The organism is Elusimicrobiota bacterium (genome assembly GCA_041660925.1).
Classification (GTDB): Bacteria; Elusimicrobiota; Elusimicrobia; order UBA1565; family UBA1565; genus JBAZUV01.
In genome coordinates this window covers 215,692-242,533 of record JBAZVI010000001.1, presented here as the reverse complement: position 1 = coordinate 242,533, position 26,842 = coordinate 215,692, and the positions used below count along the sequence as shown (strand labels likewise).

23 protein-coding genes are annotated in these 26,842 nt (G+C 70.6%); 12 read left to right on the top strand and 11 right to left on the bottom strand.

Going from position 1 to position 26,842, the window contains the following annotated elements; translation table 11 throughout:
• Positions 1 to 116: 116 nt before the first annotated feature.
• From WC969_00990 to WC969_00965, 6 genes are read right to left on the bottom strand one after another with little or no spacing between them, the layout of a single operon-like run.
• Entirely contained in the window at positions 117 to 1,130 is a 1,014-nt protein-coding gene (locus WC969_00990) for an N-acetylornithine carbamoyltransferase (protein MFA6028405.1), read from the bottom strand.
• Positions 1,127 to 2,308 carry an aminotransferase class III-fold pyridoxal phosphate-dependent enzyme gene (locus tag WC969_00985; GenBank protein ID MFA6028404.1) on the bottom strand — a complete coding sequence of 394 codons (1,182 nt, stop codon included), beginning with the start codon at positions 2,306 to 2,308 and terminating at the stop codon, positions 1,127 to 1,129. The genes WC969_00990 and WC969_00985 overlap by 4 nt, the downstream gene beginning before the upstream one ends.
• Positions 2,305 to 3,336 (bottom strand): N-acetyl-gamma-glutamyl-phosphate reductase, encoded by a 1,032-nt coding sequence (gene argC, locus WC969_00980; protein ID MFA6028403.1) that lies wholly within the window; start codon positions 3,334 to 3,336, stop codon positions 2,305 to 2,307. The genes WC969_00985 and argC overlap by 4 nt, the downstream gene beginning before the upstream one ends.
• Positions 3,333 to 4,427: a hypothetical protein gene (locus WC969_00975; protein MFA6028402.1), complete on the bottom strand. Its 1,095-nt coding sequence runs from the start codon at positions 4,425 to 4,427 to the stop codon at positions 3,333 to 3,335. Before WC969_00975 ends, argC begins: the two co-directional genes overlap by 4 nt.
• Entirely contained in the window at positions 4,424 to 5,731 is a 1,308-nt protein-coding gene (gene argG, locus WC969_00970) for an argininosuccinate synthase (GenBank protein ID MFA6028401.1), read from the bottom strand. Before argG ends, WC969_00975 begins: the two co-directional genes overlap by 4 nt.
• A 27-nt stretch (positions 5,732 to 5,758) precedes the next feature.
• Complete coding sequence (locus WC969_00965; GenBank protein MFA6028400.1) at positions 5,759 to 6,205, bottom strand: hypothetical protein; 447 nt, start codon at positions 6,203 to 6,205, stop codon at positions 5,759 to 5,761.
• An 81-nt stretch (positions 6,206 to 6,286) separates the two neighbouring features.
• Here WC969_00965 and pnuC point away from each other — a divergent pair, with 81 nt between their 5' ends.
• From pnuC to WC969_00950, 3 genes are all read left to right on the top strand, one after another.
• On the top strand, positions 6,287 to 6,952 hold the full coding sequence (gene pnuC / locus WC969_00960; protein ID MFA6028399.1) for a nicotinamide riboside transporter PnuC: 666 nt from the start codon (positions 6,287 to 6,289) through the stop codon (positions 6,950 to 6,952).
• Positions 6,949 to 7,593, top strand: coding sequence for a nucleotidyltransferase domain-containing protein (locus WC969_00955; GenBank protein MFA6028398.1), 645 nt, complete (start codon positions 6,949 to 6,951; stop codon positions 7,591 to 7,593). The genes pnuC and WC969_00955 overlap by 4 nt, the downstream gene beginning before the upstream one ends.
• 199 nt (positions 7,594 to 7,792) lie before the next feature.
• Positions 7,793 to 8,401, top strand: a complete 609-nt coding sequence (locus WC969_00950; protein ID MFA6028397.1) for a Fe-Mn family superoxide dismutase — start codon at positions 7,793 to 7,795, stop codon at positions 8,399 to 8,401.
• Between the two features lie 50 nt (positions 8,402 to 8,451).
• Here WC969_00950 and WC969_00945 read toward each other — a convergent pair whose 3' ends face one another.
• Entirely contained in the window at positions 8,452 to 10,158 is a 1,707-nt protein-coding gene (locus WC969_00945) for a glycosyltransferase family 39 protein (GenBank protein ID MFA6028396.1), read from the bottom strand.
• A 53-nt stretch (positions 10,159 to 10,211) separates the two neighbouring features.
• Here WC969_00945 and WC969_00940 point away from each other — a divergent pair, with 53 nt between their 5' ends.
• A complete protein-coding gene (locus WC969_00940) occupies positions 10,212 to 11,828 on the top strand; it encodes a FumA C-terminus/TtdB family hydratase beta subunit (protein MFA6028395.1) in 1,617 nt (538 codons plus the stop codon).
• Positions 11,829 to 12,203: 375 nt separating this feature from the next.
• Positions 12,204 to 12,932, top strand: coding sequence for a cytidylate kinase-like family protein (locus WC969_00935; protein MFA6028394.1), 729 nt, complete (start codon positions 12,204 to 12,206; stop codon positions 12,930 to 12,932).
• Here the strand turns inward: WC969_00935 and WC969_00930 are convergent, their stop codons facing one another.
• Positions 12,933 to 13,553, bottom strand: a complete 621-nt coding sequence (locus WC969_00930) for a lytic transglycosylase domain-containing protein (GenBank protein MFA6028393.1) — start codon at positions 13,551 to 13,553, stop codon at positions 12,933 to 12,935. It lies immediately after the preceding gene.
• 271 nt (positions 13,554 to 13,824) lie between these two features.
• Positions 13,825 to 14,361: a DUF4337 domain-containing protein gene (locus WC969_00925; GenBank protein ID MFA6028392.1), complete on the bottom strand. Its 537-nt coding sequence runs from the start codon at positions 14,359 to 14,361 to the stop codon at positions 13,825 to 13,827.
• Between the two features lie 74 nt (positions 14,362 to 14,435).
• Here WC969_00925 and WC969_00920 point away from each other — a divergent pair, with 74 nt between their 5' ends.
• Entirely contained in the window at positions 14,436 to 16,037 is a 1,602-nt protein-coding gene (locus WC969_00920; protein MFA6028391.1) for a DUF2079 domain-containing protein, read from the top strand.
• 19 nt (positions 16,038 to 16,056) lie between these two features.
• A complete protein-coding gene (locus tag WC969_00915) occupies positions 16,057 to 16,938 on the top strand; it encodes a hypothetical protein (GenBank protein MFA6028390.1) in 882 nt (293 codons plus the stop codon).
• 28 nt (positions 16,939 to 16,966) lie between these two features.
• Here the strand turns inward: WC969_00915 and WC969_00910 are convergent, their stop codons facing one another.
• On the bottom strand, positions 16,967 to 18,577 hold the full coding sequence (locus WC969_00910; GenBank protein MFA6028389.1) for a nitrilase-related carbon-nitrogen hydrolase: 1,611 nt from the start codon (positions 18,575 to 18,577) through the stop codon (positions 16,967 to 16,969).
• Positions 18,578 to 18,593: 16 nt separating this feature from the next.
• Positions 18,594 to 19,421, bottom strand: coding sequence for a hypothetical protein (locus WC969_00905; GenBank protein ID MFA6028388.1), 828 nt, complete (start codon positions 19,419 to 19,421; stop codon positions 18,594 to 18,596).
• A 93-nt stretch (positions 19,422 to 19,514) separates the two neighbouring features.
• On the opposite strand from WC969_00905, the gene WC969_00900 reads away from it, so the two are divergent.
• The 5 genes from WC969_00900 to WC969_00880 all read left to right on the top strand — a co-directional run bounded on the left by WC969_00900 (position 19,515) and on the right by WC969_00880 (position 26,832).
• The gene (locus WC969_00900; protein ID MFA6028387.1) at positions 19,515 to 20,663 is read left to right on the top strand and encodes a hypothetical protein; all 1,149 of its coding nucleotides are present in this window, start codon (positions 19,515 to 19,517) and stop codon (positions 20,661 to 20,663) included.
• Positions 20,664 to 20,682: 19 nt separating this feature from the next.
• A complete protein-coding gene (locus WC969_00895; GenBank protein MFA6028386.1) occupies positions 20,683 to 21,378 on the top strand; it encodes a hypothetical protein in 696 nt (231 codons plus the stop codon).
• A complete protein-coding gene (locus WC969_00890) occupies positions 21,375 to 23,282 on the top strand; it encodes a hypothetical protein (protein ID MFA6028385.1) in 1,908 nt (635 codons plus the stop codon). Before WC969_00895 ends, WC969_00890 begins: the two co-directional genes overlap by 4 nt.
• Before the next feature lie 182 nt (positions 23,283 to 23,464).
• A complete protein-coding gene (locus WC969_00885) occupies positions 23,465 to 25,723 on the top strand; it encodes an inorganic diphosphatase (GenBank protein MFA6028384.1) in 2,259 nt (752 codons plus the stop codon).
• Between the two features lie 83 nt (positions 25,724 to 25,806).
• Positions 25,807 to 26,832, top strand: coding sequence for a hypothetical protein (locus tag WC969_00880; protein ID MFA6028383.1), 1,026 nt, complete (start codon positions 25,807 to 25,809; stop codon positions 26,830 to 26,832).
• Positions 26,833 to 26,842: the final 10 nt, after the last annotated feature.

Genomic DNA, 26,842 nt, shown 5'->3' with positions numbered 1-26,842 from the left:
TTTCGGGCTGCGCCCGCGTCGCTCGTCGCTTACATGGCTGCAGCCATGCGCGCTCCTCGCTCCTTGGCTCGCTCCAAAATCTCCTCGGCCAAGGCAGGACATAGAGAAGGTTGTCATCATGAGTAGTGTTTTCCGGTCAGCAGACGGTAGAGGACGGCCTTGGAGGTGTGCATGCGGTTCTCGGCCTGGTCCACCACGACCGAGGACGGGCCGTCGAGCACCGCGTCGTCCACCTCGACGTTGCGGCGCACGGGCAGGCAGTGCATGAACACGGCGCCGTCGGTGAGCGCCATCTTGTCGGCCGAGACGCGCCAGAGGTCGCGGAAGGCAGGGTCCGCGGAGGGCGGCTTGCCGTACTCGGCGAGCGAGCCCCAGGCCTTGGCGTAGACCGCGTGGGCTCCCTTGTAGGCCTCGCGCGGCTGGTCCGTGACCCTCAGCCGGGTCCCGGCCGCCTTGCACGCCGCGCGCAGCTTCTCCATCACCTCGGGGTCGAGGTCGTAGCCCTTCGGCCGGGCGATCGTCAGGTTCATCCCGGCGAGGACGGCGGTCTCCGCGGCCGAGTGCGGGACGGCGAGCGGGAGGGGCTTGATGTGGGGCGCCCAGGTGAGCAGGAACTCCTTGCCGCGCGGGTCCATTCGTTCGCGAAGGGTCATCTGATCGGCCAGACCCTGACAGGGATGGCCCATGGCGGACTCGAGGCTGATGACGGGCTTCGGGGAGTGGCGGCGGAAGGCCTCCAGGTAGGGGTCCTTCCGCTCTTCCGCCCAGTCCTTGCCGGCGGGGAAGGAGCGCAGGGCCAGCGCGTCGCACATGCGGGCGAGCACGGGCACGGCCTCGCGCGCGTGCTCGGGGCAGTCGCCGTCCATGACGACGCCGTCCTCCACCGCGATCTTCCAGGTCCCGGAGCCGAGGAAGAGGGTGACGGGATGCGCGCCCAGGGAGGCGGCGGCCACCTCGAAGGAGACCTGCGTGCGCAGCGAGGGGTTCATGAAGCAGAAGGCCACGCTCTTGCCTTCGAGCGGCCGGTCGGTCGGCGGCCGGCGCTTGAAGGCGCGGGCCGACTCGACGAGCGCCGCGACCTCCTCGGCGCCGGTCTCCATGAGGCTGGTGAAGTGTCGGGTGTTCGTCATGACGGGGTTCCTCCGAGGGTGTCCGAAAGGGCGGCGCGCAGGAGCTCGACTTCGGCGTCGCCGATGATGAGGGGGGGGAGCAGGCGCAGGACGCGCGGGTCCTCCGCGGTCCCGGTCAGGACGCCGCGTCCGACGAGCGCGCTCTGCACGGCTTTGGCCGGGCGGTCGAGGACGAGCCCGAGCAGGAGGCCCTTGCCCTGAACGGAGAGCACGCCCGGCATGCGGAAGGTCTCGCGGATGCGGAGCTCGAGGCGCGCGGCGTTCTCCCAGAGGCGGGCGCGGGAGAGCTCCCCCAGCGTCGCCTCGACGGCGGCGGCGGCGAGCGGCCCTCCTCCGAAGGTCGAGCCGAGGTCGCCCGGCCGGACGGCCGCGGCGGCGCGGGGCCCGGCGAGGGTCGCCGCGCAGGGGACGCCGGAGCCGAGGCCTTTCGCGAAGGTCTGAAGGTCGGGCTGGACGCCGAAGGCCTGGGCGGCCGAAGGGGCTCCGAGGCGGCCGAGCCCGGTCTGCACCTCGTCGAAGATCAGCAGGGCGCCGCTCCCGCGGCACAGGCGCGCGAGCCCCTCGAGATAGCCGCTCGGAGGGTGGACGGCGCCCGCGAGGCCCTGCACCGGCTCGAGGAGGAAGCCGGCGGCCTCCGGCCCCAGCGCCGCTTCGGCCGCGGCGAGGTCCCCGAAGGGGACGAACGTCACGTCGGTGCCGAGTCCCTGGACGCCCTGGCGGTAGTGCGGGATGCCGGTCGCGGCCAGCGCTCCGGCCGTGCGTCCGTGGAAGGAGCCCTCGACGGCGACGATGAGGCGGCGTCCCGTCGCCCGGCGCGCGACGCGCATGGCGTTCTCGTTGGCCTCGGCGCCCGAGTTGCTGAAGAAGACGCGCGAGCCCTCCGCGCCGCAAAGCTCGACGAGCGCCCGGGCCGCGCGGGCGCGGACGGGGAGGGTGGCGAGCGTCGAATAAAAGAGGAGCTCCCCGGCCTGTCGGCGCAGGGCGGCGACCACCGCGGGCGGGCAGTGCCCGAGCAGGGCGACGGCGTGCCCGGCGTAGAAGTCGAGGTAGCGCCGCCCCTCGGAGTCCCAGACCCAGGCGCCTTCCCCGCGTTCGAGCACGAACGGGAACTGCGCGTAGCCCGGCAGGAGCCAGCGGCTCTCCTCGGCCTTCCAGTCGGTCGCGGCGGCGGTCGTCATGGATACGCGCCGGGCTGTTCGAGGCCCAGCGCCTCGTCGAAGCCGAGCATGAGGTTCATGTTCTGCACGGCCTGACCGGCCGCGCCCTTGACCAGATTGTCGATGGCGGCGATCACCGCGGCCGAGCCGTCGCGCACGCAGACATGGAGGTCGCAGGCGTTGCTGCCGACGACCGCCTTGAGGTCGGGCGGCGCGTCGCAGAGGCGCACGAAGGGGGAGCCTCCGTATGCGCGCTCGTAGAGGCCGCGCAGGTCCGCCTCCGTCATCCCCTCGGGGAGGTCGAGCTGGCAGACCGCGTAGATGCCGCGCACGAAGGGCCCCGAGACGGGGACCAGCGAGAGCCGCAGCGACGGCTTCCCGGCGAGGCCGTCGAGGAAGGCCTCGACCTCCGGGATGTGCTGATGCTTGAGAGGCTTGTAGGCGCGCAGGGTCCCCTCGCGCGAGGGATGGTGCGTGCCGGCGCTCGGCGAGACGCCCGAGCCCGAGGAGCCGGTGACCGCGGTGACGCGCGCGCGGCCGGAGAAGCCGGCGGCCGCCAGCGGCCCGAGCGCGAGGGCGAGCGCGGTGGCGAAGCAGCCGGGGTTGGCGACGCGCGAGGCGCCGCGCACGGCCTCGCGGTTGAGCTCGGCGAGGCCGTAGACGAAGGAGGGAAGCAGCTCCGGCGCCGCGTGTTCGCGGCCGTACCAGGCGGGGTAGAGCGTCGCGTCGCGCAGTCGGAAGTCCGCCGAGAGGTCCACGACCCGGCACGCGGGGCCGGCGCGCTCGAGGAGCTGCGCCATGCGGCCCATCGCCTCCCCGTGGCCGCCCGCGAGGAAGAGGCAGTCGAGTCCCGCCGGATCGAGCTCTTCGACGAAGCGGAGGTCCGCGAGTCCGCGCAGGTGCGGGTGGGCGGCCCCCACCGGCTTCCCCGCGTGGGAGCGCGAAGCGACGGCGGCGACCTCCGCGCGCGGATGGCCCGAGAGCAGGCGCAGGAGCTCGCCGCCCACGTAGCCCGCTCCGCCGACGATCCCCGTCCGGACGCGCTTCACGCGGCCGCCCGGGCGGCGTCGGGGAGCGCGGCCGCGGAGGGCTCGCCCGCCTTGCCGAAGACGATGTTCTCGAGCGCCTCGCCGAGCCGCGCGTGGTCGAGCCGGGCGTTGATGGCGCGCAGGCCGAGCTGGCCCTCGATGTAGTCGCGGCCGACGGCGTTGTCGGTGGCCGGGCCGGCGACGACGTCGGGCAGCCGGCCGTACTTCGAGCGGTAGAGCTCGGCCGCGCCCCAGGCGCCGACGGGATCGTTGGCGCAGAGGACATGGGCGGTCCCGGCGCCCATGAGCTCGGCGTCGGCGAGGATGGCCTGCACGCCGTAGTCTCCCAGGATGCCGTCGCCGAGCTCCACGACCAGGACGTCGGGCTCCTCCGCGTTGAGAGCGTTGAGGAGTCCCTTCGCCACGGGGACCGAGACCTTCTCCGTCGTCGAGACGACGCCGGCGTCGTTGAAGAAGAGGCTGCGGACCGCCCCGAGGTCGCACATGCTCAGCGTGTCGCGCAGGAGCGAGACCCCGGTCAGCTTCGCGCCGCAGACGCGGTAGCCGCGGCGCGTCAGGTGGCGGATGATCTCGCCGCAGGCGAAGGTCTTCCCCGAGTTCATGCAGGTGCCGGCGACGTAGATGACGGGCGCGGAGGGGGCCAGCTGCGAGGCCCAGGGGACCGCGTTCTCCCGGATGGTGGCCGGTACGCCCGTGCGCTCCCCGAGCACCGGGAAGCTGAGCACGGAGCCCAGGACTTCCGCCTTCAGAGGCGCTCCGAGCTCGATGTTGGCGGAGGTGCAGCGGCCGATGACGCCGCCGAGGTTGAGGATGTCGAGCAGGTCTCCGGCCTGGACCCGCTCGGGAACGACGCCCGCGTAGCCGCGCAGCGCGCGCCGGGCGCCGAGCACTCCGGCGAGCAGGTCGCCGTCGTTGAGCGGGATCATGCGGCCGTGGAGGTCCTCGACCGTGTTGTAGACGGACTTCGTGCCGCGCACGCGCACGGCGATGACGCGGCCTTCCTCCGCGACGACCTCGCGCGTCAGGATGGACTCGCGCTGGACGCGCGCGTTGCGCGTCGCCGAGGCGATCTTGTCGAAGAAGACCTTCACCGGGACGCTCCCGCGGCGCGCAAGCCGTTCTCCTTTCGCGCCGTCCCTGCGGCGCTGCGGCCCGCCGTAGGGACCTTCTTCCGCGCCTTCGCCGCGGGCTTCACGTCGGCCGCGGGAGACGCGCGCAGGGCCAGGCTCATCGCGAGGCCGTGGAGCTTGGAGAAGCCGGCGGCTTCCTCGCCGCTCCAGAGGCGGCTGGTCTCCCCGTAGGCGGCGGACTGGACGGCCATCATGCTGTAGGGACTGCGCACGCCTCCGACCTCGAAGCGGCCGGGGGCCAGGCGCAGGCGGGCGTCGCCGCTGACGCGCTCCTGACTGGAGGCGATGAGGGCCTCGATGTCGCGCATGACCGGGTCGTAGTAGAGTCCCTCGTGGAGGAGCTGGCCGTAGAAGTCGGAGAGCTGGTTCTTCCAGAAGCACTGCCAGCGCGTGAGGACGAGTTTTTCGAGCTCCTGATGGGCCTGGATGAGGAGGAGGGGGGCGGGGGCTTCGAAGCCGATGCGGCCCTTGATCCCGAGCACCGTGTCGCCCAGGTGCGTGCCGCGGCCCAGGCCGTAGGCGCGTCCCAGCGCGTGCAGCTCGGCGACGAGCTCGGCGCCGGGGAGGCGGCGGCCGTCGAGCGCGACGGGCACGCCTTTCTCGAAGGAGACGACGACGTCCAGGGGCTTCGCGCGCGCCCCTTCCGCCGAAGCGGGATAGGCCGACTCGGGGACGGAGGCCCAGGGATCGTGCGTCTCGCGCCCGCCGACGGTGGTCCCCCAGAGGCCCGCGTTCACCGAGTAGACCGCGGTCTTCGCGGGGATCGTCACCCCGCGCTGCGCCAGCCAGGCGACTTCCTGCTCGCGCGTCCAGCCGAGCGCGCGGATGGGCGTGTGGATGGGGAGCCCCGGCGCGAGCGCGTGGAAGACCCCGTCGAAGCGGACCTGGTCGTTTCCGGCCCCGGTCGAGCCGTGGGCCAGTGCGTCGGCCCCGAGTTCCCGCGCCAGGCGGGCGACGCGGTCGGCCTGCAGGACGCGCTCGGCCGCCACGGAGAGCGGGTACACGCGGCCGCGCAGGACGTTCCCCTGGATGAGGACCTTGGCGAAGCGCTCGAAGAGTTCCTCCCGGGCGTCGATCGTGAGGTGTCGTTCGGCGCCGAGGGCGCAGGCGCGCGCCTCGATGGCCTTCAGCTCCGCGGGGGAGAAGCCGCCGGTGTCCACGGTCGCGGTCACGACGCGGGCGCCGAGCGTCTCCTTGAGCCAGAGGAGGCAGAAGGTGGTGTCGAGTCCGCCGCTGAACGCCAGCACGACGAGGGGTTTCTTCATGGGAGGGGTCTCTCGGGGGTCAGGATTTCAACGGAAGAAGCGCAGGAGGCGTTCGTCGTCGGCCGCGTCGGCGACGGCCACGAAGACCGTGTCGTCGCCGGCGATGGTCCCGACGATCCCGGGGAGGCGCAGGTCGTCGATGGCCAGAGCGGCGCGCGGGGCGACTCCCGGATCGCAGTGCAGGACGAGGAGGTTGCGGCCGGCGGGGGAGACGGAGCGGACCATCGCGCGCAGGGAGGCGCGGGGGTCGGGGGCGGAGTCCGGGCCGCTGGGCGGCTGGTAGCGGCCGCCGACCTTCACGAGGCCGAGCTCCGCGATGTCGCGCGAGACCGACACTTGGGTCGAGCGCACGCCCTTGCGGCGCAGGGCGCGGACGATCTCCTGCTGGGTGGCCAGCGGCTCGGCCTGCAGGGCCTCCAGGATGGACGCCTGGCGGCGGCGCTTGTTCTCGGCGGGCTCGGAATACTTATTCATCAAGCTGAATAATTATACACAAGACCCCCGCGCGTGTAAAGCGGTTTCCGGATCCCGGAGGAAACCGATATACTGGCGCCTGTGCGGAACCTCCTGAGCCTCGACGGGGTCCTCTTCACCGTCCTGGGCTACCCGATGAGCTCTCTGGAGTTCTTCGCGACGACGCTGAACCTCCTCGGCGTCTGGCTGATGACGCGCAGGAACATCTGGACCTGGCCCGTGAGCATCGTCGCGGTCGTCCTCCTCGGACTCGTCTTCTACCGGATCCGGCTCTACTCCGACCTGCTCGAGCAGGGCTATTACCTGGCGACGAGCGTATGGGGGTGGTGGCTTTGGCGTCGCGAGGGCGCGTCCTCGGCGGAGCGCGGCGCCGGTGTTCCCGTCCGCTGGAACTCTCCGACGACGAACTTCCTGCTCGCCGCGGGCATCTGCGCGGCTTCCCTCTGCGCGGGCCGCTTCATGACGGGGATCCACGACTATTTCCCCGCGTTCTTCCCTGCGCCGGCCTCTTATCCCTATCTGGATGCGGGCACGACGGTCGTCAGCCTCGTCGCGCAGATCCTCATGGCGCAGCGGCGCATCGAGTGCTGGGTCCTCTGGCTCGCGGTGGACGCCGTCAGCGTCGCCCTCTATGCGCGCAAGGGCGTCGTCTTCATCTCGCTCCTCTATCTGATCTTCCTGGGATTGGCGTTCAAAGGCCTGCGGGAGTGGCGCGCCGTTCGAGAAGTGGTAGAATCGCCGAGATGAAAGAGAAGCTCGAGCCGGTCGCCGCCGCCCTGCGCGAGGCCCTGAAGGAGGATCTCGCCGCGCTCGTGCTCTACGGCAGCGCGGCGCGCGGGAAGCACGCGGAAGGCTCCGACGTGAACCTCCTCGTCGTGCTCAAGGACTCCGCGCTCGACGCGGTGGAGCGCGCCGCCCGCGTCCTGGCCGGCGAGAAGACGCTCAAGCTGCGCCCGGTGTTCATGACGGAGGAGGAGCTCGCCCGCTCCGGGGACGTGTTCCCCCTCGAGTACCGGGACATCCTCGCCGGCTACGACGTGCTCCACGGCGCGGACCCGCTCAAGGGCCTGCGCGTCGACACCGGGAACCTGCGCCACCAGCTGGAGTTCGAGCTGCGCTCGAAGCTCATGCGCCTGCGTTCGGAGTGGCCGGCCCTCCGCAGCGACCCCAAGGCCCTGAAAGCCGCCCTCGCCGCCGCCGGTCCCTCGTTCGCGCGCCTCTGCGCCGAGGCGGCCGTCCTCGGGGTGCGCGTCCCTCCCGAGCGCTCCGCTCCGTTCGAGGAGTGCCGCTCTCTGCGCGGTCCTGAGAAGGGCTGCGATCTTCCCTCGCTGTATCGACGCGTCCACGACGCCGCCGCCGAGCTGGTCCGGGCCGTAGACCTTATCTAGAGTTCTGTATTACCTTAAATGCCCGGTCCCGGCGCCGAAGGCGGCGGCGAGGGTGGGGTGGGGGGGAATCGTGCAGACGACGATCCTCCCCCTTCTGTGTCTCCCCCCGAGGGGGGGAGCAATAGGGAACCCTTCCTCATCCTCATCCCAATTTGTTTAATACCTCGAGTCGTTGTCGCACCCCTATAAAGGAGGACACATGCCCGTCGCAGCCGAGACCAAGGACTACGCCGCTAAGAACTTCGAGACCCTGCTGGGCTTGCCCGGCTTCTCGGACGCCCTGCTCAAGAACCACTTCACCCTCTATAACGGCTATGTGACCAACACGAACAAGGTCGCGGCCCTTCTCGCGGGACTCCTCGCCGAGGGGAAGACCGGCGAGCCCGCCTACGCCGAGCTCAAGCGCCGCTTCGGCTGGGAGTTCGCCGGCATGCGCCTGCACGAGTACTACTTCGAGAACATGACGAAGGCTCCGGCTCCGCTCAAGGCCGACTCGAAGCTCGGAAAGGCCCTCGCGGCCCAGTTCGGCTCCCTCGAGAACTGGGAGAAGGACTTCCGCGGCCTGGGCGCCATCCGCGGCATCGGCTGGGTCACGCTGGCTTACGACAAGCTCGGGGGACGGCTCTTCAACGTCTGGACCAACGAGCACGACCTGGGCAACCTGCCCGGCTGCGCCCCGCTCCTCGTCATGGACGTCTTCGAGCACGCCTTCATGCTCGACTACGGCCTCAAGCGTGCCGACTACCTCGCGGCCTTCTTCAAGGCCGTCGACTGGACGAAGGCCGCCGAGCGCTTCGAGCGCATCTGACGAACGACGCCCGGGCCGGGAGTCTCCCGGCCCGGGCGTCTTTTTTCCCGTCAGTGCCGCGGGGCGGGAGGCGTCTCGAGGGCCCCGGCCTGCGCGAGCTCCCGGGCCTCGTGGCGGCTCCAGCCGAAGGCGCGGTACCAGAGCGCCAGCCGGCGGTGGATGTCGGGACGCTCCGTGACGTCCCACAGGAAGATGGACCCCCCGACGTCTTCGACGGGCCCCGGCCCTTCGCGGTCCCAGGAGAAGAGCTCCCGCAGGGGATGCTGCTGCAGCGCCGTCGCGCTCATCGCCAGGACTTCCCGCCCCGGCCCGACCGGGTGCACGAGCTCCCGGTTCGCGCCCATGACCTGCAGCGGCTGGATCGGCAGCAGCTGGGCCCGGACGCCCCACATCCCCGTGTCGGCCAGGCCGAAGTAGCAGAGGGTCAGCCGCGCCTGCGGATGGCGACGCTGCCAGCGCGCCAGGGCGGGCAGGTCCTGCCCCCAATCGACGTCCGACTCCCCGAAGACCCGGCGCAGGCCCCGCGTGCCGACGAGCTCGTTGGCGTAGGAGAGGGGATGGGGGAAGACGCTCATCGTCGAGAGCGCGCTCCAGAGAAGGCCGAGGGCGAGGAGCGGGCGTCGGCGCCGGTCCTGCCAGAGCCCGCCGATCCACAGGCAGCCCGCGGCGTAGAGCGGCAGCAGGTAGCGGTTGCCCGCCTGGGTCCGGCTCGCCGACGCCGCGAGGAACAGCAGGACGGCGAAGAGCAGCGAGGGGGCGAGCGCCCGCCGGTCCGGGAAGCCGCGGCGGAAGAAGGCCGCGGCGGCGGCGGCCGCCGCCAGCAGCCAGCCCAGGGGCGTCTTCACGAGCAGGGAGACGGCGTAGAAGAAAGGGGACCCCTGAGGCCTCATCGCCCCGAGGAAGAAGGTCCCGAAGCCGTGCTGCGAGGACTGGAAGAGGCGATTGTCCACGTTTCGGAACCAGTGCGCGAGGTCGGTCCCTCCGTAGACGGAGGCGAGGGTCGCGGACGCGCAGACGCACGCCAGCAGCGCCGCGCGGACGCGCTCTCCGGCGGGCCGGCGCGCGAGGAGGGCTCCGAGCGCGAGCGCGGGCGCCAGAAGGAGCGCGGGGGGCTTGCAGGCGAGCGCCAGGCCCCAGAAGACGCCCGTGAGCGCGGCCCAGCGGGTCTCGCCGGCCTCCTGCCAGCGCCACAAGGCGTAGAGTGTGCAGAAGGACATGGCCGCGAGGGCGTAGTCGTTGGCGACGAGGGCGCCGTTGGCGAGGAAGCTCGGATGGAAGGCCCAGGCGAAGAGCGCGATGAGGCCCGCTTCGGCGCCCCACAGCCGCCGCGCCCAGGCGAAGAGGGCGAGGCCGAGCGCGAGGGGGAAGACGAGCATCGCCAGTCGGCCGAGGACGAGGAGGCGCGCGGGAGGCCGCGTCCCGCGATAGAGGAACTCGAAGCCGGAGCGCTGGGAGTCCTTCGGGAGATGGTCCGGCGGCGTCGGGCAGCCCAGCAGCAGGCAGGGGACGGCGGCCGCGAACTCGGGCAGCGGCGGCTGGCGCACCGCCGTGCGCGCGAAGTCCCCGTTGCGCAGCACCAGCAGGCCCTCCGCGAGGTAGGCGGTCTCGTCGAAGGCGTTCGAGGTGGAGAAGACCGCGCCCGCGATGAGCGCGAGGTGGAGCAGGACGAGGAGCGGCCAGGCGCGGCGCGCGGCGCGCGGGGAGAGGTCCGAAGAGAGGAGGGTCGAGAGGTTCACTCGCGGGGCCGGCGTGCGCATGATATCATAAGCGCCGGATCCCTCCGGCGCCTGCCGGGGGACGGGAGTCGATCATGGCCACGGCGGCGCAGAAAGGGACGGGACTCTTCCAGCTCGGGGCGGACGCGACGCGCTTGCGCCGCCTGAGCGCCGACTTCACGCGCGTCGAGCGCGTCGGAGACCGCGAGGTCCTGCGCGTGGACCCGCGGGCGCTGACCCTCCTCGCCCACCAGGCCTTCCGCGACGTCTCCTTCCTGCTGCGCACGAGGCACCTCGAGCAGCTCGCGGCGATCCTCAGGGACCCGGAGGCCACGCGCAACGACAAGGCCGTCGCTCTCGAGCTCCTCGAGAACGCCGAGATCTCCGCGCGCTTCGAGCTCCCCAACTGCCAGGACACCGGCACCGCCACCGTCTACGCGAAGAAGGGCGGCGAGGTCTGGACGGGAGGGGGGGACGAGGAGGCGCTCGAGGCGGGCATCCGCAAGGCCTACGCCGAGGAGAACCTCCGCTATTCGCAGGTCGCGGCGCTCGACATGTACGAGGAGAAGAACACCGGCACGAACCTCCCCGCGCAGATCGACCTCGTCGCCTGCGACGGCGACCGCTATGACTTCCTCTTCGTCGCCAAGGGCGGCGGGTCCGCCAACAAGACGATGCTCTGGCAGGAGACCAAGGCGCTGCTCGCGCCCGAACCCCTTCGGAAGTTCCTCGTCGAGAAGATGCGCGCCATCGGCACCGCCGCCTGCCCTCCCTACCACCTCGCCGTCGTGGTCGGCGGGCTCTCCGCCGAGATGACGCTCAAGACCGTGAAGCTGGCCTCGGCGGGCTGGCTCGACGCCCTGCCGACCGCCGGCGACGCCTCCGGCCGCGCCTTCCGCGACCTCGCGCTGGAGGCCTCGCTGCTCGCGGAGGCCCGGAAGCTCGGACTCGGCGCGCAGTTCGGCGGGAAGCACTTCTGCCACGACGTGCGCGTCGTGCGCCTGCCGCGCCACGCCGCCTCCTGCCCCGTCGGGATGGGGGTCTCCTGCACCGCGGACCGCAACGTGCGCGGCCGCATCGACCGGGACGGGGTCTGGCTCGAGGAGCTCGAGCGCGAGCCCGGACGCCTCATCCCCTCGGAGTTCCGCAAGGGCTTCGGCGACGAGCGGGTCGTGCGGCTGTCCCTGGAGCGGCCGATGGACGAGATCCTCTCCGAGCTCTCGAAGCATCCGGTCGCCACGCCGCTGCTCCTCACCGGGCGCATCGTGGTCGCGCGCGACATCGCGCACGCCAAGCTCAAGGAACGGCTGGACTCCGGGCAGGGTCTGCCCGAGTACTTCCTGAAGCACCCGGTCTACTACGCGGGGCCGGCGAAGAAGCCGAAGACCAAGCCGGCGGGCTCCTTCGGACCCACGACCTCCGGGCGCATGGATTCCTATGTGGACCTCTTCCAGTCGAAGGGGGCCTCGAAGGTCATGATCGGCAAGGGCAACCGCAGCCCGCAGGTCACCGAGGCCTGCAAGCGGCACGGCGGCTTCTATCTCGGTTCCACCGGGGGCGCGGCCGCGCTCCTCGCCGAGCGCTGCATCAAGAACGTCGAGGTCCTCGATTACCCCGAGCTCGGCATGGAGTCCGTCTGGGGCATCGACGTCGTCGACTTTCCGGCCTATATCCTGGTGGACGATAAAGGAAACGATTTTTTCCGACGTTAGAGGATTACCGTTTCCTCAAGTCCGGAACTTTTCCCGCCCCGCGCGCGTACTCCATATATCATGGCTTCAATCATGGCGTCCATATCATGGCGTCAGGCACCATAACTTTCGCAACTTATTCGGGCGGGCGCCCCGAAAGGGAGGATATGCGCCTCCTGCGGGCTTGCACGGAATAAGTTGCGAAAGTTAACGTCTGACCCCAGCAAGATCACGCCGTTCACCGTTCCTTACGACCCCTTCTGCATGAGGGGGGAGGGGGATGTCGTGCTCTCTGCCCTTCTTCCTCTTGGGTTTTACGAATATATCGAATTTGTCGATTTATGCTTATAATAGGATGAGTCCGGCCCGCGAGCGGCGCCGGACGGGGGAGTCTCCATGACCAGATCCGGCGCATCCATCGAAGCCATCCTCGACGAGCAGATCCGGCGCTGGGCTCTGCTGAGCCGCGCCCGCAGGGAGGGCAAGCAGCTCCCCGAGCTCGCCATCACGCTCTCCCGCCTGCCCGGCTGCGCCGGCCGCGAGATCGCCGTGGAGCTGGCCCGCCGGCTGAAGTTCGACCTCTTCGACAAGGAGATCCTCCAGCAGGTCGCCGAGAGCACGCATCTGAGCGAGAGCGTCGTGAAGACGCTCGACGAGAAGGTGATGCCCGCGATGGAGGAATGGGTCACCTCCCTCTTCCTCCAACGCTACCTCTCCGAGGACTATTTCCGCCACCTCTCCCGCGTCCTCCTCGCTATCGGGAAGCACGGCCACGCGGTGATCCTCGGCCGGGGGGCGGGCTTCATCCTTCCTTCGCGCGAGTGCCTTCGGGTCCTGCTCGTGGCGCCGCAGGACGTGCGCGTTCGCAGCCTGGCCTACCGCATGAAGATGCCGCTGGAGGACGCGAAGCGGCAGATCATCCACGTCGAGTCGGACCGGCGGGCCTTCATCCGCCGGCACTTCCACACCGACATGACCGACGCGACGCACTACGACATCGTCATCAACACGCAGGACCTGGGCTCCGAGGGGACGCTGGAGGCCGTCCGGTTGGCGTGGGAGACCAAGAAGAAGGTCCTCGCCGCGGGGCAGCCGCCGTGGATGTCCGAGGCGGCCGTCGGCTGATCAGTCGACCAGGAGCAGGTGCGTGAAGTCCCGATAGTACTCCAAAACCCGCTCCACGTAGGCGCGCGTCTGGCGGTAGGGCGGGACCCCCTGGTGCTTCTCCACCGCGTGCGGGCCCGCGTTGTAGGCGGCGAGGGCCGCCCTCACGCTCTCGTTGGCCGACGGGTCGGCCGCCGAGAGGTCTTCGATGGAGACGTTCGAGAACTGCTCGAACATGTCCTTGAGGTAGGTCACTCCGGCCCGCACGTTGATCTGCGGGTCGTAGAGCTTCTTCACGCTGCGCACTCCGAGGTCCCGGCCCGTGCCCGGCATGATCTGCATGAGCCCGCGCGCGCCTTTCGGGCTGCGCTGGCGCGGGTCGAAGCCCGATTCCTGCTTGATGACCGAGAGGACGAGGATCGGGTCGGCCTCCTGCCTGCGGGCTTCGTCGAGCACGGTCCTGACGATGCGGGAGGGGACGCCCTGCTCGCGCATCGCCGCGAGGATGCGCTCATCGTCGATGGGGGCGCGCCGGCCCTCGCCGTCGAAGAAGGCCTGCCAGCGGTTCGCGTTGTTGAGCGCGGGGTCGGCCGGGCCCACGGCGTCGCTCTGCATGCGCGCTCGCTCGAGGGTCTCCCGCATATCCTTCGAGAGCGCCGCGTCTCCCCAGACGCCCGGGCGGTACGGGGCGGGCTTGTTTCGCGGGTCGGAGGTGTCGAATCTCCCGGAGGGAGCTTCTTGGGGTGCGTCGGGCTTGCATCCGGAGGCGGCGAGGAGAAGGAGGGGTAAGAGGAACGGCAGAAGCGTTCGGCGGGTCCGCAGCATCCCCCTGAGTGTAGCTCAGGGGACGCCTAGCCCGCCCGTAGCCAATGGCCCAGCCGATGTATGGGTCAGAGTCCCCGAGGTGCCGGACTTAGAAGATGGAGAGGTAGCCGTTGAGGAAGAACAGGAAGCCCGCAGCGCCGAGCGCGCTGCCGGCCAGCCAGAAGGCACGGCGGCGCAGCAGCGCCGAGACCGCGCAGAGGAGGATGGCGACCTGCAGAAAGACGCTCGCCACCCCGAAGGAGCGGCCGCGGTGCTGGAGCTCCACGCGCTGCGCGTCGCGCTGGCGCGCCTGGGCCAGGAGCGCGGCCTTGTCCGCGTCGAATTCGCGGATCCTTTCGTCGGAGTAGCGGATCTTGGCCATGTAGAGCGCGTGGGCCTCGGGGGAGGCCCGCGCGCTGCGCAGCGCGAGTTCGAACTCCAGGCGCTCCTTCTGGAGCTCGTAGAGGTAGCCCTTGAGGCTCTTCGACTGGTAGTAGGCCCAGCCGTTGGCGGTCTGCGCCTGCGCGAGCACGACGCGGGTGGACAGGTCGTCGCGCTCGTAGGCCGAGACGGCCGCGAAGACCGCCAGCAGCACCGCGGTCAGGGCCAGGTGGTCGAACCAGGCGTTCTTGCGCTCGTCGCTCATGACGCAGCGATTCTACGATATCCGGGCGGCTCGATACCGCGCCTCGCGGCGCCGGAATATCCGATAATGTCGCCATGGACTGGACGCGGCTCGTGCCGCTGACGCTCGAGTGGCTCTGGGCCCTCGCCGGGGGCGCCTGCCTGCTCGCCGCGGCGGCGCTGGCGCTGCGGCCCGCGCTGCTCCCCGATGAAGAGTCCGCGCGGCGCATCCGAGGGACGACGACGCTCGCTCTCGGGCTCGTCCTTCCCGCGCTCCTCGCCGCGTTCAAGCTCGCGCAGTTCCGCCGCTTCGAGCTCATGTGGGACTCCGGGGTCCTCGCGAACCTCGTCTACACCTTCGCGCACGGGGGAGGCTGGCATACGAGCGTCATCGCGGACCAGCCCTACCTCGCCGTCCACTTCGCCTTCACCGCCGGCCTCCTTGCTCCGCTGGTCCGGCTCTGGCCGAGCACCGCCGTCCTCGCCGCCGCGCACGGGCTCGCGGTCGGGCTCTCGGCCTTCGCCGCATGGCGGCTCGGGCGCCGGCTCGCCGGCGAGGTCCCGGGCCTGCTGCTCGTCCTCCTCCTCTGCGCCCATCCGTTCTTCCACGACGTCGCGGGCTCGGTGCTCGACAACAGCATCTACGTCCTTCCGTTCTTCCTCTTCGGGGCCCTCGCCTGGGAGGCGGGGAGGCCCGGCTGGGCCGCCGTCTGCGCGCTGGGTCTGCTCAGCGCGCGCGAACAGATGCCGCTGCTCTTCGTCGGAACCGGCGTCCTCGTCGTCCTCCGTGCCCGGGACCGGCGCGGCCGTCTTCTCGGGGCGGCCCTCGCGGCCGCGGCGCTCGCCCTCCTCTTCGCGGAGCTCGAGCTCATCCGGCGGGCCCGCATCGGTTGGGACGCGATGAAGCACTGGGAGTTCTATGCGGAGCTGGGCGGGTCGCCTTCCGGGCTCCTGCGGACCGCCCTGCGTCGTCCATGGGCGTTCCCGCTCGCCCTCCTCTGGCCGCCGGAGAAGCCTGTCCGGCTCCTGCGCGGCCTGCTCGAGCTCGGCTTCCTCCCCGCTTTCTCCGGCGCGGCGCTCGTCCCCGCGCTCGTCCTCTGGCTGCCGCAGGGCCTCGCCGGGTCCGGGACCATGTACAACCAGCTCATCGGACACAACGCGGTCTACGTGTTCGGGCCGCTCGTGTGGGCCGGAGCGCACGGGCTCCGGCGCCTGTGGGAGCGCTTCCCGGAGCGCCGGGCCTGGCTCGCGGCGGGGCTGCTGCTCGTCGCCGGCACGGGCTTCCTTCAGGGCGGGCGCTTCCTGCTCCCCGAGGGGATGAACCCGGCGCATTGGCGCGAGAACGGACCGAAGGCGCTCGCCTTCATCCCGCCGGGGGCCTCCGTCTGGACCGACGAGTTCTTCCTGCCGCATCTCGGGATGCGCCGACGCGTGAAGAGCTTCCTGCGCAACGCGGACCCCTACTTCGAGCGGGGCCTCTTCGTCCCGGACCGGGTGCTGCTGAGCACGCACTGGATCGCGCTCGCCGACTCCGGGCGCCGCGACGCGGTCCTGAAGGTCCTGCGCGAGCGGCGCTTCGTGGAGCTCTACCGGGAACGCGACCTCGTCGTGCTCGCCGATCCGGCGACGCTGGGGAAGGAGGGGGGGGAGCCGGAGCCCCTGGTCCTCGGAGCGGAAGTCTCTGGACAAAAGCCCTAAAGCGTCTATAATTCCTTATATGAGGGTCCGCTTCGCGGCCGCCGCCGCGTTCCTGGCGCTCGGGACGGCTTCCGCCGCCGCCGCCACTCCGATGGAGTGGCTCGCGGACCCCGTGCGTCTGGACCCGGACATGCTGGAGGTCTGGATCCCGCCCATGCAGTCCGCCGCGGTCGCCGACGAAGGCATCGTCGTCTCGCCGGAGGACACCCAGGAGATCGGTCGCCGCGTCTGGAAGAACGAGTGCGGCGGGACGGTCGAGGGACTCACGCACTGGAACAAGGGCGAGAGCTTCGCCTCGCTCGGCATCGGGCACTTCATCTGGTATCCGGCCGGCCAGGAAGGGCCCTTCGAGGAGAGCTTCCCGAAACTCCTCTCCTTCCTGCGCTCCGAAGGGGCCTCGGTCCCGGCCTGGCTCGTCGACGGCCTGGACTGCCCATGGGCGGACCGCGAGGCCTTCTTCTCCGACCTCCAGTCCTCGCGCATGCGGGAGCTGCGGGCCCTTCTCGCCGACACGGTCGCGCTCCAGGCGCGCTTCATCGTCATGCGCCTGGAGGCCTCGCTGCCCAAGATCCTCGCCGTCCTGCCCTACGAGGAGCGCGCGGCCGTGCGCGAGCGCTTCTACCTCGTCGCTTCGGGCGGCCTGGGGGTGTACGCGCTCGTCGACTACGTGAACTTCAAGGGCGAGGGCGTCAACCCGACCGAACGCTATAAGGGCCAGGGCTGGGGCCTGCTGCAGGTCCTGCAGGGGCTCGCGGAGGAGCCGTCGCTTCCCGCCAACGCCCTCTTCGCCGATTCCGCGGCGCGCACGCTCGAGCGCCGCGTGCGCAACTCCCCGCCCGAGCGCAACGAGGCCCGCTGGCTGCCCGGCTGGCTCAAGCGTCTCGACACCTACCGCCGCTGAGGCGGCCCTTCGGATGCCTGCGGACGGCTCACGCCGAGCGGCGTTCTTTCCTGCGGAAGAGGAACGGCACGGCGCTCAGGACCAGCAGGGACAGCGGCACGAAGTACTCTCCTCGGCGGCTCACCGCGGTCTGACGGCCGGGATGGATCCGGGCCTCCAGGAACACCGTCTGCGCCCGGGGCCCGCGGCCGAAGCCGGGCTCGACGAAGGGCCGTCCGCGGTCGTCCACCCAGCCGAGATAGCTCTGCTTGCCCGTCATGAGGACGGGCAGGGCGTAGGCGCCGGCCTGCAGGCGCACGAGGCTGAGGACCTGCCGGTTGTAGGTCGCGGGGTCCGCGTCGAACCATTGCGCGTTGGAGGTGAAGAGCAGGAACTGCGCCGCGCGCCGCTTCCAGGCCAGGGCCATCGTCGGGGAATGTCCCTCCAGACACATGGGCGCGCCGAACGGGAGACCCTCGAAGCTCAGCATCCGCGAAGGGTCGTCGCCCGGGACGTACTGCTCGTCGTAGGAGACGAAGCGCGTCCCCGGGCCCCGCGGGAACAGCTTCCAGTAGCGCAGGAAGCCCAGGGGCCAGCGCTCCGAGCCCGCCGCCAGACGGTGCTTGTCCGAGAGGCCGGCGACGTCTCCGTCCCGTCCGATGAGCATGAGCGTGTTCCGGACCCGGCCGCCCCGCAGGGTGGTCAGGCCGACCGAGAGCGCGGCGCCCGTGCGCCGCGCGAAAGCGCGGTAGGCCTCGATGAGCGCGCCGTTGTCCTCGAGGCCCCAGCGCGCGTACGCCTCCCGTGAACGGTCGCGCTCGAAGCTCAGATCGACGGCATCTTCGGGGAGGATGATGAGCCGCGCCTTCCCGGGAGCGAGCCCGGCGGCCGCTTCCCGAAGCCTCCCCTCCGCATAGTCCGCGAAGGCCGAGCGCGTCCGCGGCTCGAGCAGGGACTTCTCCGCCGCGGCCCAGGCGGCGTCCTTCCCGTCCTCCCGCAGATGCGCCGCGGCGAAGGCGAGCGTTCGCTCGGCTCCGCCGGCGTCGGACGCTCCCAGGGAGACGAGCGCGGGGACGACCGCGGAGACGAAGGCGAGGAGCCCCGCGCCTGCGAGCGCGGCTCTGCGCTCGCCCGGCGCCCGTGCGCGCAGGAGCAGAAGGAACGCGCAGGCCGCGGCGACCGGCAGGAAGCTCAGACCGTAGATGCCGAGCCAGGGAGCCAGGCCGAGAAGGGGGGAATCTCCCAGGGCGACGGCGAGGGTGGGGATGTCGGAGGGGAGGAAGTGCGCGGCGGGTGAGAAGCGGTCGAAGAGGACCCAGAGGAACGGCGCCGCGGCGAGGGCCGCAACCTCTCCTTTATGACGGCGCACCCCGTGGAAGACCGCCCCGAAGGCCGCCCAGATGAGGCCGTAGTTGGCCGCGTAGAGCAGCCAGACCGGCGGCCAGACGCCGTAGAGGTAGCGCAAGGAGAGCAGGGCCGCGCAGACGGCCTTCGCGAGGAGGCTCAGCGCCGCGGCGGCTGCGTACGACCGCGCGCGCTGGAGCGCGAAGAGGAACAGGAGCGCGCCGACGGGAGCGAGGGGCCAGAGTCCTTCGGGCGGGAAGGCCAGCCAGAGGACGCAGCCCGCGGCGAGCGTCGCGGCGGCCCCGAGGAGCGTCACCGGTGGGCCAACGGGGTCAGGCTCTCTTCCGGCAGAAGGGGAAGTCCTGTCCCGTCAGGTCGAGGTAGTTCACGAGCGGGTTCCGCGGGGTGAACAGCCCTTTCGGGTTGTAGAGGGGCAGCCAGACGTGCATGATCCACGCCTTCCGGATGAGCTCTCCACGGGCGCAGTCCGTCTTCCCGTCCTCGGAATCCTGGTAGGACAGCAGCCCGTCGCGGCGCTTGAAGCAGATGTCCTCCCAGGGACGCCAGAGCCGCATGATCTCCCGGGTGCCTTTGCGGGTGATGAGGAAGTCGTTGCGCGGGAGCTCCGAGCCCGCGACGAACGCGGCCCCGGCGATGCGGAAGACCGCCCGGTCCCGCTCCTTGACGTAGAAGAGCAGGTCCGGCTTGCCGAGGTCGTAGCGCCCGTCCGTCAGGAGGTCGGTCCGCGCGAACGCCACTCCGAGGCCCGACTCGTAGAAATCGACGGGCGCGTAGCCGTCGGCCAGCGCGCGCTCCGCGGAGGAGTACTTCTTCATGACGTTCAGGACGGCCTGGAGCTTCGTCTTCCCGTCGAGCGTGATCGAGTACTCCTCGGCGTAGCGGGTGGGCAGTTTTCCCGTCCCCGCGGGGCCGCATTCGGGGATGAATCCGGCCAGGTCGCGCGAATCGTCGGCGCCGCCCAGCTCGGCGTGGGTCGGGATGGTCCGGGAATGGAACGCGGCCTCGGGGCGCTCCTGCGAGCTGAAGAGGCTCTCCAGGTCCCCGCCCGAGCGCGCGAGCGTCGGCGCGGGCAGGCCCGGGAGCAGGACCGAGGCCATGAGGATGAACGACGCCGTTCCCGTCCGTCTCCGCTTCATCATGTCCGTTCCTTGCCTTTCGCGATATGCCCGTGGTCCCGGGAGAACGACATCCTGCTGAACTGCATGCGGGTAGTATTATAATATTCATCACCCATGCGAAAGAACAAACAACAGTATCTCTGGGGAGCCGCTATCCTCCTGATCTTCCTCGCCCCCGTCTATGTCGCGGTCAAGCGCTTCTGGCCCGGGGACACGACCCTCAAGGCCGGGCCCGGACTCTGGGACACGCGGGGCTCCGTCGAACCTCCCCGTCCGCTCCTGAGCTCGGAGGCCCCGCGGACGATGATGCACCCGCTCGCGAACTCCAAGCGCAACTACGGCAAGGAAGGCGGCCTCTACGGAGAGAAGCTCGACGCGGACTACGGAGAGCAGGTCGACGGCGTCGCCGCGGAGGAGCGGGAGAAGAAGCGGAAGGAAGCGGAGCTTCTGGCCAAGAAGGGCCTCGGAGGGGGAGAGCGCATCGACGGGGTGCCGGTCTCCCCAGAGGCGAGCGCGGCGTCCGGCGGCGGCTCCGGTGAGGGGATATCGCACGCCGACGGCGGCGTGCAGAGCGCCGGGGCGCTGGCTCCTCTGGCCGCGCCCGGGAACTCCGGTTGGGCGTCGGGGGGCTCCTCGGCGGGCGGCGCTTCGGGCGACCTCGCGGGAAAGCGGGTCGGCGTCGAGGGCAGCGGGCGGAACACGGGCCCTTCGAGCACTTTGAAGGCCGGCGAGCGGCTCAGAGGCGGCAAGACTTCGAGCGCGAACTCCGCGCAGATGAGGGACTCCACCTCGCTCGGGAAGTCCGTCAGCACCACCTTCGGGGCGAGCTCGGACGGACGGAGCCAGGGCGCCGCCGTCAGCGGAGTGGGCTCCGGGGCGTCCATGGGCGGCATCGGCGGCCCCAGCGACTCCCAGAACACGGGCGGCACGGGCATCGGAGGGAAGATCTCCGCGCCGGACACCGGCGCCGGCGAGGCCGTGGAGACGGGGAAGTCGGACGAAGACGTGAAGGCGGATAACTGCTCCCAGCTCACCGAGGGCTGCGCCAAGATCTACGCGGACTACGACCGCAGCATCGCGAGCACCGAGGCCGAGCTTCAGACGTGCACCAAATTCGTCGACATGGGCAAGAGCGGCATGGTGCAGGTCGTCGACCAGGCCTGCTTCAACCGGGTGAACGCCAAGCTGCTGTCCCTGCGCGCGGAGCGCGACGGCCAGGTCAAGGAATGCCAGAAGGGGCAGGACAGCACGTGCGGGAAGTAGAAGCCATCCGGCTTCCGTCTTGAACCCCTTCCCGCTCTTCCTCCTCACCGCCGTCGTCTCCTTCTGCAGCATCGTCTATGAGCTGCTCCTGGCCCAGAGCATGTCCGCGACCCTGGGCGACAGCTTCCTGCGCTACAACGTCACCATCGGCCTGTATCTCGCCTCGCTGGGACTCGGGGCGATGTTGTGCTCGCGGAGGAAGAAAGACGACCTCCTCCTGCTCCTCGCGGACGTCGAGATCGCGCTCACCTTCCTCGGGGCCCTGGGGCCCCTGCTCATCCTCCTTGTGGACGCGGCCGCGTTCAAGGCCGCCGCGCGCTGGAGCGGGGCCTACCCGGTCCTGACGCTCGGCTTCGATCACGGTCTCATCGTCCTCATCGGCCTTCTCTCCGGCTTCGAGCTCCCCCTGCTGATGCGGCTGGGGAAGGGGGAGGGCGCGGACCGCTCGACCGAAGTGCTCGCCGTGGATTACTTCGGGACCCTGCTGGGAGCCGCGGCGTTCCCGCTGGTACTCCTCCCCGGCCCGGGCCTGCTGAGCACGGCGGCGCTGACCGCGCTGCTCAACGGACTGTGCGCGCTCTATCTCCTGCTCGTCCTGCGTCGGGACGCCCGCCGCCTGTGCCTCGCCGGCGCCGCGACCGCGCTCTGCCTCGCGCTGCTCCTCTGGCGGGAGCCCCTGCAGAGGGCCGCGCTCGGGGGGTACCTCCAGCGATGACCCCTCGAGCCGCGTCGGTCCGCGAGGTCCTCGCCGTGACGGCGGCCGTCTCCTTCTCCTGCCTCGTCTACGAGACGGCCATCGCCGCGAGCTTCACGTCCCTGACCGGGGACGGAGTCCTCTGGCAGAGCCTGACCATCGCGCTCTACCTCGCGGCCATCGGCGCGGGGACCTGGGCCTGCTCCCGCCGGAGGGCGCCCGCGTCCTGGCCCTTCCTCTTCGCCATCGAGCTCCTGCTCGCGTTCTCCGGCGCCGCCGCCGTGCTCGGCATCCTGTCGCTGGAGAACGCCTACCGCTTCCACGCGCATTTCCTCCTCGAGCCCGGGGAGGCCCCCTCCGCGGCCGCCTACGCGGCGGTCGTCTTTTCGGCGCACGGCTGGACCCTCCTGATCGGCTTCCTCTCCGGCTTCGAGATCCCGCTCCTGCTGGGGCTCTGCGGGAAGGGAGAGGAGGAGGACGACGACGGCCTCCACCTCGTCCTCGGCGCCAATTACCTGGGAGCGCTCGCGGGGACGCTGGCGTTCACCCTCGTCCTGCTGCCGCGCCTCGACGTCGTCCGCTCGAGCCTGGCCGCCGCGGCCCTGAACCTCGGCGTCTGCCTCTACGTCTTCTTCACGGGCCTCGTCGAACGCTCCCGCAGGCGCGCGTTCCTGCTGAGCGCGGCCGCGGCCTTCATCGCCGTCCTGGGCGCGCTCTCCGGCCCGGCGGAGAGGTTCCATCTCCGGAACTTCTACGCGAATCCCCTCGGGCTCGCCGACGGACTGCGCGGCCTCGAGGTCTCCGACGTGCTGCGGCGTCTGCTCTCCTCCGAGCGGGACGTGGAGCACATCCGCAGCTCCCGGCAGGCCATCGACATCCTCGCCCGCACGCGGATCCTCTCCCCCGTCCTCGCTCATTTCGACCCCCGCGTCGAGACCGACCCCGGGCGGCCTTCGGGCATGTCCCTCTACCTCGACCGCCGCTTCCAGTTCCACGGCGCGACCGAGGCCCTCTACCACGAGTTCATGGCGCACGTGCCGGTCCAGCTCTTCAAAAGGGTCCCGAGGACCGTGCTGGTCCTGGGCGGGGGGGACGGACTGCTCGTCCGGGAGCTGCTCAAGTACGGCCCGGCCGTCCGCCGCGTCGTGAACGTCGAGTACGACCCGCGCATAATCGCGCTCGCGCGCTCGGACCCCGCGTTCCGCCGCCTCAACGAGGGGGCTTACGACGACCCACGGGTGCAGGTGGTCCTCGACGACGCGTTCATCTTCGCGCGCAGCGCGCGCGAGCGCTTCGACGCGGTCTACATCGACCTGCCGTACCCCACGAACTACGACCTCACCCGGCTCTACAGCGTGGAGTTCTACACGAACGTCGCGCGTCTCCTCGAGGACGGCGGGACCGTGACGCTCGACTTCCCTTTGGTGCCGCTCGACGACCGCAAGCCCCGCGAGGCCTACCGGAAGAACGCGGTCCTCTTCGCCACCCTGAAGGCCGCGGGCTTCCGGACCCTCGTCCCCTACGGCACGCAGAACCGGGAGCTCGTCACGTGGGCGCGCGCGCAGCGGATGGGGTTCACCCCGTCGGACTATGATCCGAAGCTCGCGAAGCTCCTGCGGCGCGTCGAGACCGAGCGGTTCCTGCGCACCCACCCCGGCTATCGACCGCCGCCGGGGGACGACTTCTTCGTCGTGTCCAACGAGGAGGCGGAGGTCGAGACCTTCGTGACCTGCGTGAAGCGGCCGACCGGGCCGGACTTCCGCTTCAAGGACTACGGGATAGCGCTCCACAGCCTGACGCCCCAGCGGCTCTTCCTGCTGAGGTTCCTGCGCTTCCCCTACGACGAGGCGCCCGGCCTCGTGAACTCCATCTTCCGCCCGCGCCTTTTCGAGCCCGAGCACCTCTCGGACTTCGCCTACCAGTGAGAGCCGGTCCGACGATCCCCTTGCGCCTGCAAACGCGGCTTTCGGCCGGTTCCCGGCCGAGTTGCCGTCCCCCCCTCGTTTGAGAACACCCGGGGATAGGACGAAAATCGCCCGTCTCCGGACTGTAGGCCCCGCGCACTCGAGGGGCTCCGCGGCTATCCTTTAGTCGGAAGGGTCTCTCCATGGGTCCACGCCATCACCCAGCACGATCCCGGGTCTGCGCGCTCGTCGCGGCGCTCGCTTGCGCGCCCTGTCCGGCGGCCGCCCAGACGCGTGCCCTCCCCGTCCCCGCGCTCGGCGTCAACGCGGTGTCGTTTCCCGCGGCCATCGCGTCCCCGATGGGGGGCTCTCCCGAGCTTCTTCCGGCGAACATCCTTCTTCCCGCGCCGCTCGCGCTCCCGGTGCCGACGCCCATCGTCGACGCCGCCGTCCCCGCCGAGGCGGCCCATGCGGCCGTTCGCGAGGCCCTCGCAAGCCCGGCGAAAGTCCTGCTCCCGACCGCCGTCCTCCCCGCGATGAAGGCGGCGCATGCGGCCTCGCAAGCGCAGGCGCCGAGCGCCGGCGAGCAGACCGTGGAAGCCGGGGTCCTCGCCGAGGAAGCGCTCCGCCCGGAAACGAGCGGCGAGCGCGGGGGTTCTTCCTTCGATCGCTTCTTCCACGGGAGAGGGGGCGCATCCGCCGACGCCGACCCGGTCGACGAGAGTCCTCGCGGCGTCGGCTCCTGGAAGGAACCTTCCCCCGCGTACGACGGGGTGGGCGGGTTCCGCGCGCTCATCGAGATCACGAAGGGCTCGAAGGACAAGTACGAGCTCGACAAGAAGACGGGCCGCCTCCGGCTCGACCGCGTGCTCGACTACGCCGAGGGCTACCCCGCGGACTACGGCTTCATCCCGCAGACCTACGCCGACGACGGCGACCCGCTCGACGTCCTGGTCCTCGGGGAGAACTCGCTCGCGCCGCTCGCGTTCCCCCGCGTCCGCGCGATCGGCGTCGTCCGCATGGTCGATCAGGGCAAGGCGGACGACAAGATCATCGCCGTCCGCGAGGACGACCCGGTCGTAGGGTCGTACCGCGACCTTCGGGAGCTCCCCGCGGGGGTCGTCGAGCACCTCCAGCGCTTCTTCCGAGAGTACAAGGCCTCCGAGGGGAAGGAGGTCGTCGTCGGCGAGGCTCAGGGCTTCGAGGCCGCCCGCGCGATCATCGAACGCTCATTTGCGGACTACCGCGCCCTGCACGCCCGCCCCGCGGAGGGGCCCGTCGGAGCGCGCTCGCGCCCTGTCCGGCTTCGGCCCATCCCCTTCAACGGACGTCTCTTCCCCCCGGTCCAGTTCACCGAGGACGGGCGCATGGGCGAGAAGCTGATCGCGGCCCTCGATGCGACCAGGGAGACGATGGATCTCTCCCTGCTCGAACTGAACCACCGCGGGCTTTACGCGGCCGTCTCCCGCGCCAGGAAGCGCGGGGTGAAGGTCCGCATCGTGGTCGACGCGGCCCATATGTACCCCGTGGCGCCCGGCCAGACGCGTTCCGCGGAGCTCCAGCGGCTCATCGACGAGGGCTTCGACATACGCGTCCTGCGCGGCGGCAGGGAGTACGGGCTGATGCACAACAAGTTCGCCATCCTCGACGGCAGGCTCCTGTGGTCCGGCTCGGCGAACTGGTCGCACGCCGCGGACACGTTCCACCAGGAGAACGTCGTCTATACCGACGACGCGCACCGCGTCGAAGGCTTCCAGGCGTCCTTCGACTGGATGTGGGGCCTGGCGCGGCCGGTCGGCGAGCGGGCGGGCGTCGCGGAGGGGGGCGTCCCGGCCGATGCGACGCGTCCCGTGGTCTTCAACGGCGTGGGGCTGCCGGCGTACGTCTTCGCTCCCGGCGTCGAGACCGAGGAATGGCTGCTCAAGGCCATCGCCGCCGCCCGCGTCTCCATCGACGTCGCGATGTTCAGCTGCACGTCCCAGCGGCTGCGCGAGGCCCTGCTCCAGGCCCGCGAGCGCCAGCCCGGCGTGAAGGTGAGGATCGTCTTCGACGCGGTCCAGTACGTGAATCTCATCGACATGGCCTGGTTCTTCCTCAACGGCTTCGACGTCCGGATCGCCTTCGGCCTGATGCCGAAGAAAGGCGCCATGCACAACAAGTTCGTGGTCTTCGACGGGGTCCTGGTCCAGACCGGCTCCTACAACTGGACCGAGAACGCGAAGTTCAACAACTTCGAGAACGCCCAGTTCTTCGACGATCCCGCGATCGTCGCCGCATACGCCGGCTACTTCGAGCGCGTGCGCGCGCGAGGCCGGGCGGCCCGCGAGGCCGGAGAGAGGACCCCACCCCTCCCCCGCGGCGAGGGGCCGATGCTCCCGTCGGGTCTCTCGCATGAGCGTCGGAGCACCGAGGGGAACGTCCAGGATCGAGGAGACAGGTTTCATCTTCGCCGTGTTTGGTAACCGTCTGGAGTAGGGCCAAGGACCGTACGGAGGAAGGCCTTCCTGCTCAGCCGGGTCTCGCCCTGTCCGGCTACAATCATCGTATGCTCATCCTTCGAGCTTCGATCCTGACGGTGACGCTCCTGCTCCTGATGGGGGGGGCGGCCCGCGCCGAAGAAGCCGCTGCTTCCCTCGACGGGCATCCGGTCATGCGCGCGCTGCTCGAGCGCGGCCGCGCGGGCCTGAACGCGCCCTGCGCGGAGACCTTCAAGGATGAGCTCACGCGCATGCCTTTTGAGGAAGCGACGGAGGCCGCCTTCGTCCTCAAGGACATGCTGGACTCCTCCTGCCGGGTCGCGCTCCTGGGCGTGGGCCGGGAGTCCTTCGTCCCGCTCTCGCCGGAGCAGTCCGACCGGGAGCTTTCGGACCCCGCCATGGCGAGGGCGCTCGACGCGCACTCCCATCCCGCGGGCAACGGCGCCTACTTCGGAGAAGGCGGTCCTTATGCCGGGGAGATCATGTTCGCGTCGGAGTCCGCGATCGCGGAGCGGCGGCTGCCGAAGGAGCTCTACGAGCAGGCCCTCTCCTGGGTCCGCGAAGGCCGCATCCCGGGCTTCAACATGAGCCCGCCGAGCATCCAGGACTTCCTGTCCGCGGGAGCGAACGCCCGCTACAACGTGAACGCCCCCGGACGAGTGACCTCCCTGGTGCTGACCTCCGGCGGGGCCTGGACCTACGTCGTCGACGACGAGACGAAGGCCAACGAGACCCTCTACAACCTGGTCGCCTACGCGAACGTCTTCGAGGCCGCGAACTCCTCCGCGCCTCCTCCGCGCGGCGCCCAGTCCGGGCGCAAGGAGCGCGCGCAGGCGCTCTTCGGCTCGATCGCCGCGGATCCGGTCTCGGGCCCGCTCGTCGAGGGCTGGGCCGGGGCGTCGCTCGCGCTGCGCGCCCCCTATACCGCCGAGGCGCTGAACCGGTTCCAGAACGGCGACGACGCGGGCATCCGGGAGGAAGCCGCGGCCAAGCAGGCCGAAGCCGAGCGCTTCTGCGCTCTCCTGCGCACGATGGGCATCCGCGCCGCCTTCACCCCGCGCGGGCAGAATCTCCGCTCTCCCTTGCCGAAGTAGCTCGGCGCCG

Bases quoted from the DNA above. Each gene is read 5' to 3' on its own strand.
- WC969_00990 (MFA6028405.1), bottom strand. From the start codon at position 1,130: ATGACGAACACCCGACACTTCACCAGCCTCATGGAGACCGGCGCCGAG.
- WC969_00985 (MFA6028404.1), bottom strand. From the start codon at position 2,308: ATGACGACCGCCGCCGCGACCGACTGGAAGGCCGAGGAGAGCCGCTGG.
- argG (MFA6028401.1), bottom strand. From the start codon at position 5,731: ATGAAGAAACCCCTCGTCGTGCTGGCGTTCAGCGGCGGACTCGACACC.
- WC969_00965 (MFA6028400.1), bottom strand. From the start codon at position 6,205: ATGAATAAGTATTCCGAGCCCGCCGAGAACAAGCGCCGCCGCCAGGCG.
- WC969_00955 (MFA6028398.1), top strand. From the start codon at position 6,949: ATGAAAGAGAAGCTCGAGCCGGTCGCCGCCGCCCTGCGCGAGGCCCTG.
- WC969_00950 (MFA6028397.1), top strand. From the start codon at position 7,793: ATGCCCGTCGCAGCCGAGACCAAGGACTACGCCGCTAAGAACTTCGAG.
- WC969_00945 (MFA6028396.1), bottom strand. From the start codon at position 10,158: ATGCGCACGCCGGCCCCGCGAGTGAACCTCTCGACCCTCCTCTCTTCG.
- WC969_00940 (MFA6028395.1), top strand. From the start codon at position 10,212: ATGGCCACGGCGGCGCAGAAAGGGACGGGACTCTTCCAGCTCGGGGCG.
- WC969_00935 (MFA6028394.1), top strand. From the start codon at position 12,204: ATGACCAGATCCGGCGCATCCATCGAAGCCATCCTCGACGAGCAGATC.
- WC969_00930 (MFA6028393.1), bottom strand. From the start codon at position 13,553: ATGCGGGAGACCCTCGAGCGAGCGCGCATGCAGAGCGACGCCGTGGGC.
- WC969_00925 (MFA6028392.1), bottom strand. From the start codon at position 14,361: ATGAGCGACGAGCGCAAGAACGCCTGGTTCGACCACCTGGCCCTGACC.
- WC969_00920 (MFA6028391.1), top strand. From the start codon at position 14,436: ATGGACTGGACGCGGCTCGTGCCGCTGACGCTCGAGTGGCTCTGGGCC.
- WC969_00915 (MFA6028390.1), top strand. From the start codon at position 16,057: ATGAGGGTCCGCTTCGCGGCCGCCGCCGCGTTCCTGGCGCTCGGGACG.
- WC969_00905 (MFA6028388.1), bottom strand. From the start codon at position 19,421: ATGATGAAGCGGAGACGGACGGGAACGGCGTCGTTCATCCTCATGGCC.
- WC969_00900 (MFA6028387.1), top strand. From the start codon at position 19,515: ATGCGAAAGAACAAACAACAGTATCTCTGGGGAGCCGCTATCCTCCTG.
- WC969_00890 (MFA6028385.1), top strand. From the start codon at position 21,375: ATGACCCCTCGAGCCGCGTCGGTCCGCGAGGTCCTCGCCGTGACGGCG.
- WC969_00885 (MFA6028384.1), top strand. From the start codon at position 23,465: ATGGGTCCACGCCATCACCCAGCACGATCCCGGGTCTGCGCGCTCGTC.
- WC969_00880 (MFA6028383.1), top strand. From the start codon at position 25,807: ATGCTCATCCTTCGAGCTTCGATCCTGACGGTGACGCTCCTGCTCCTG.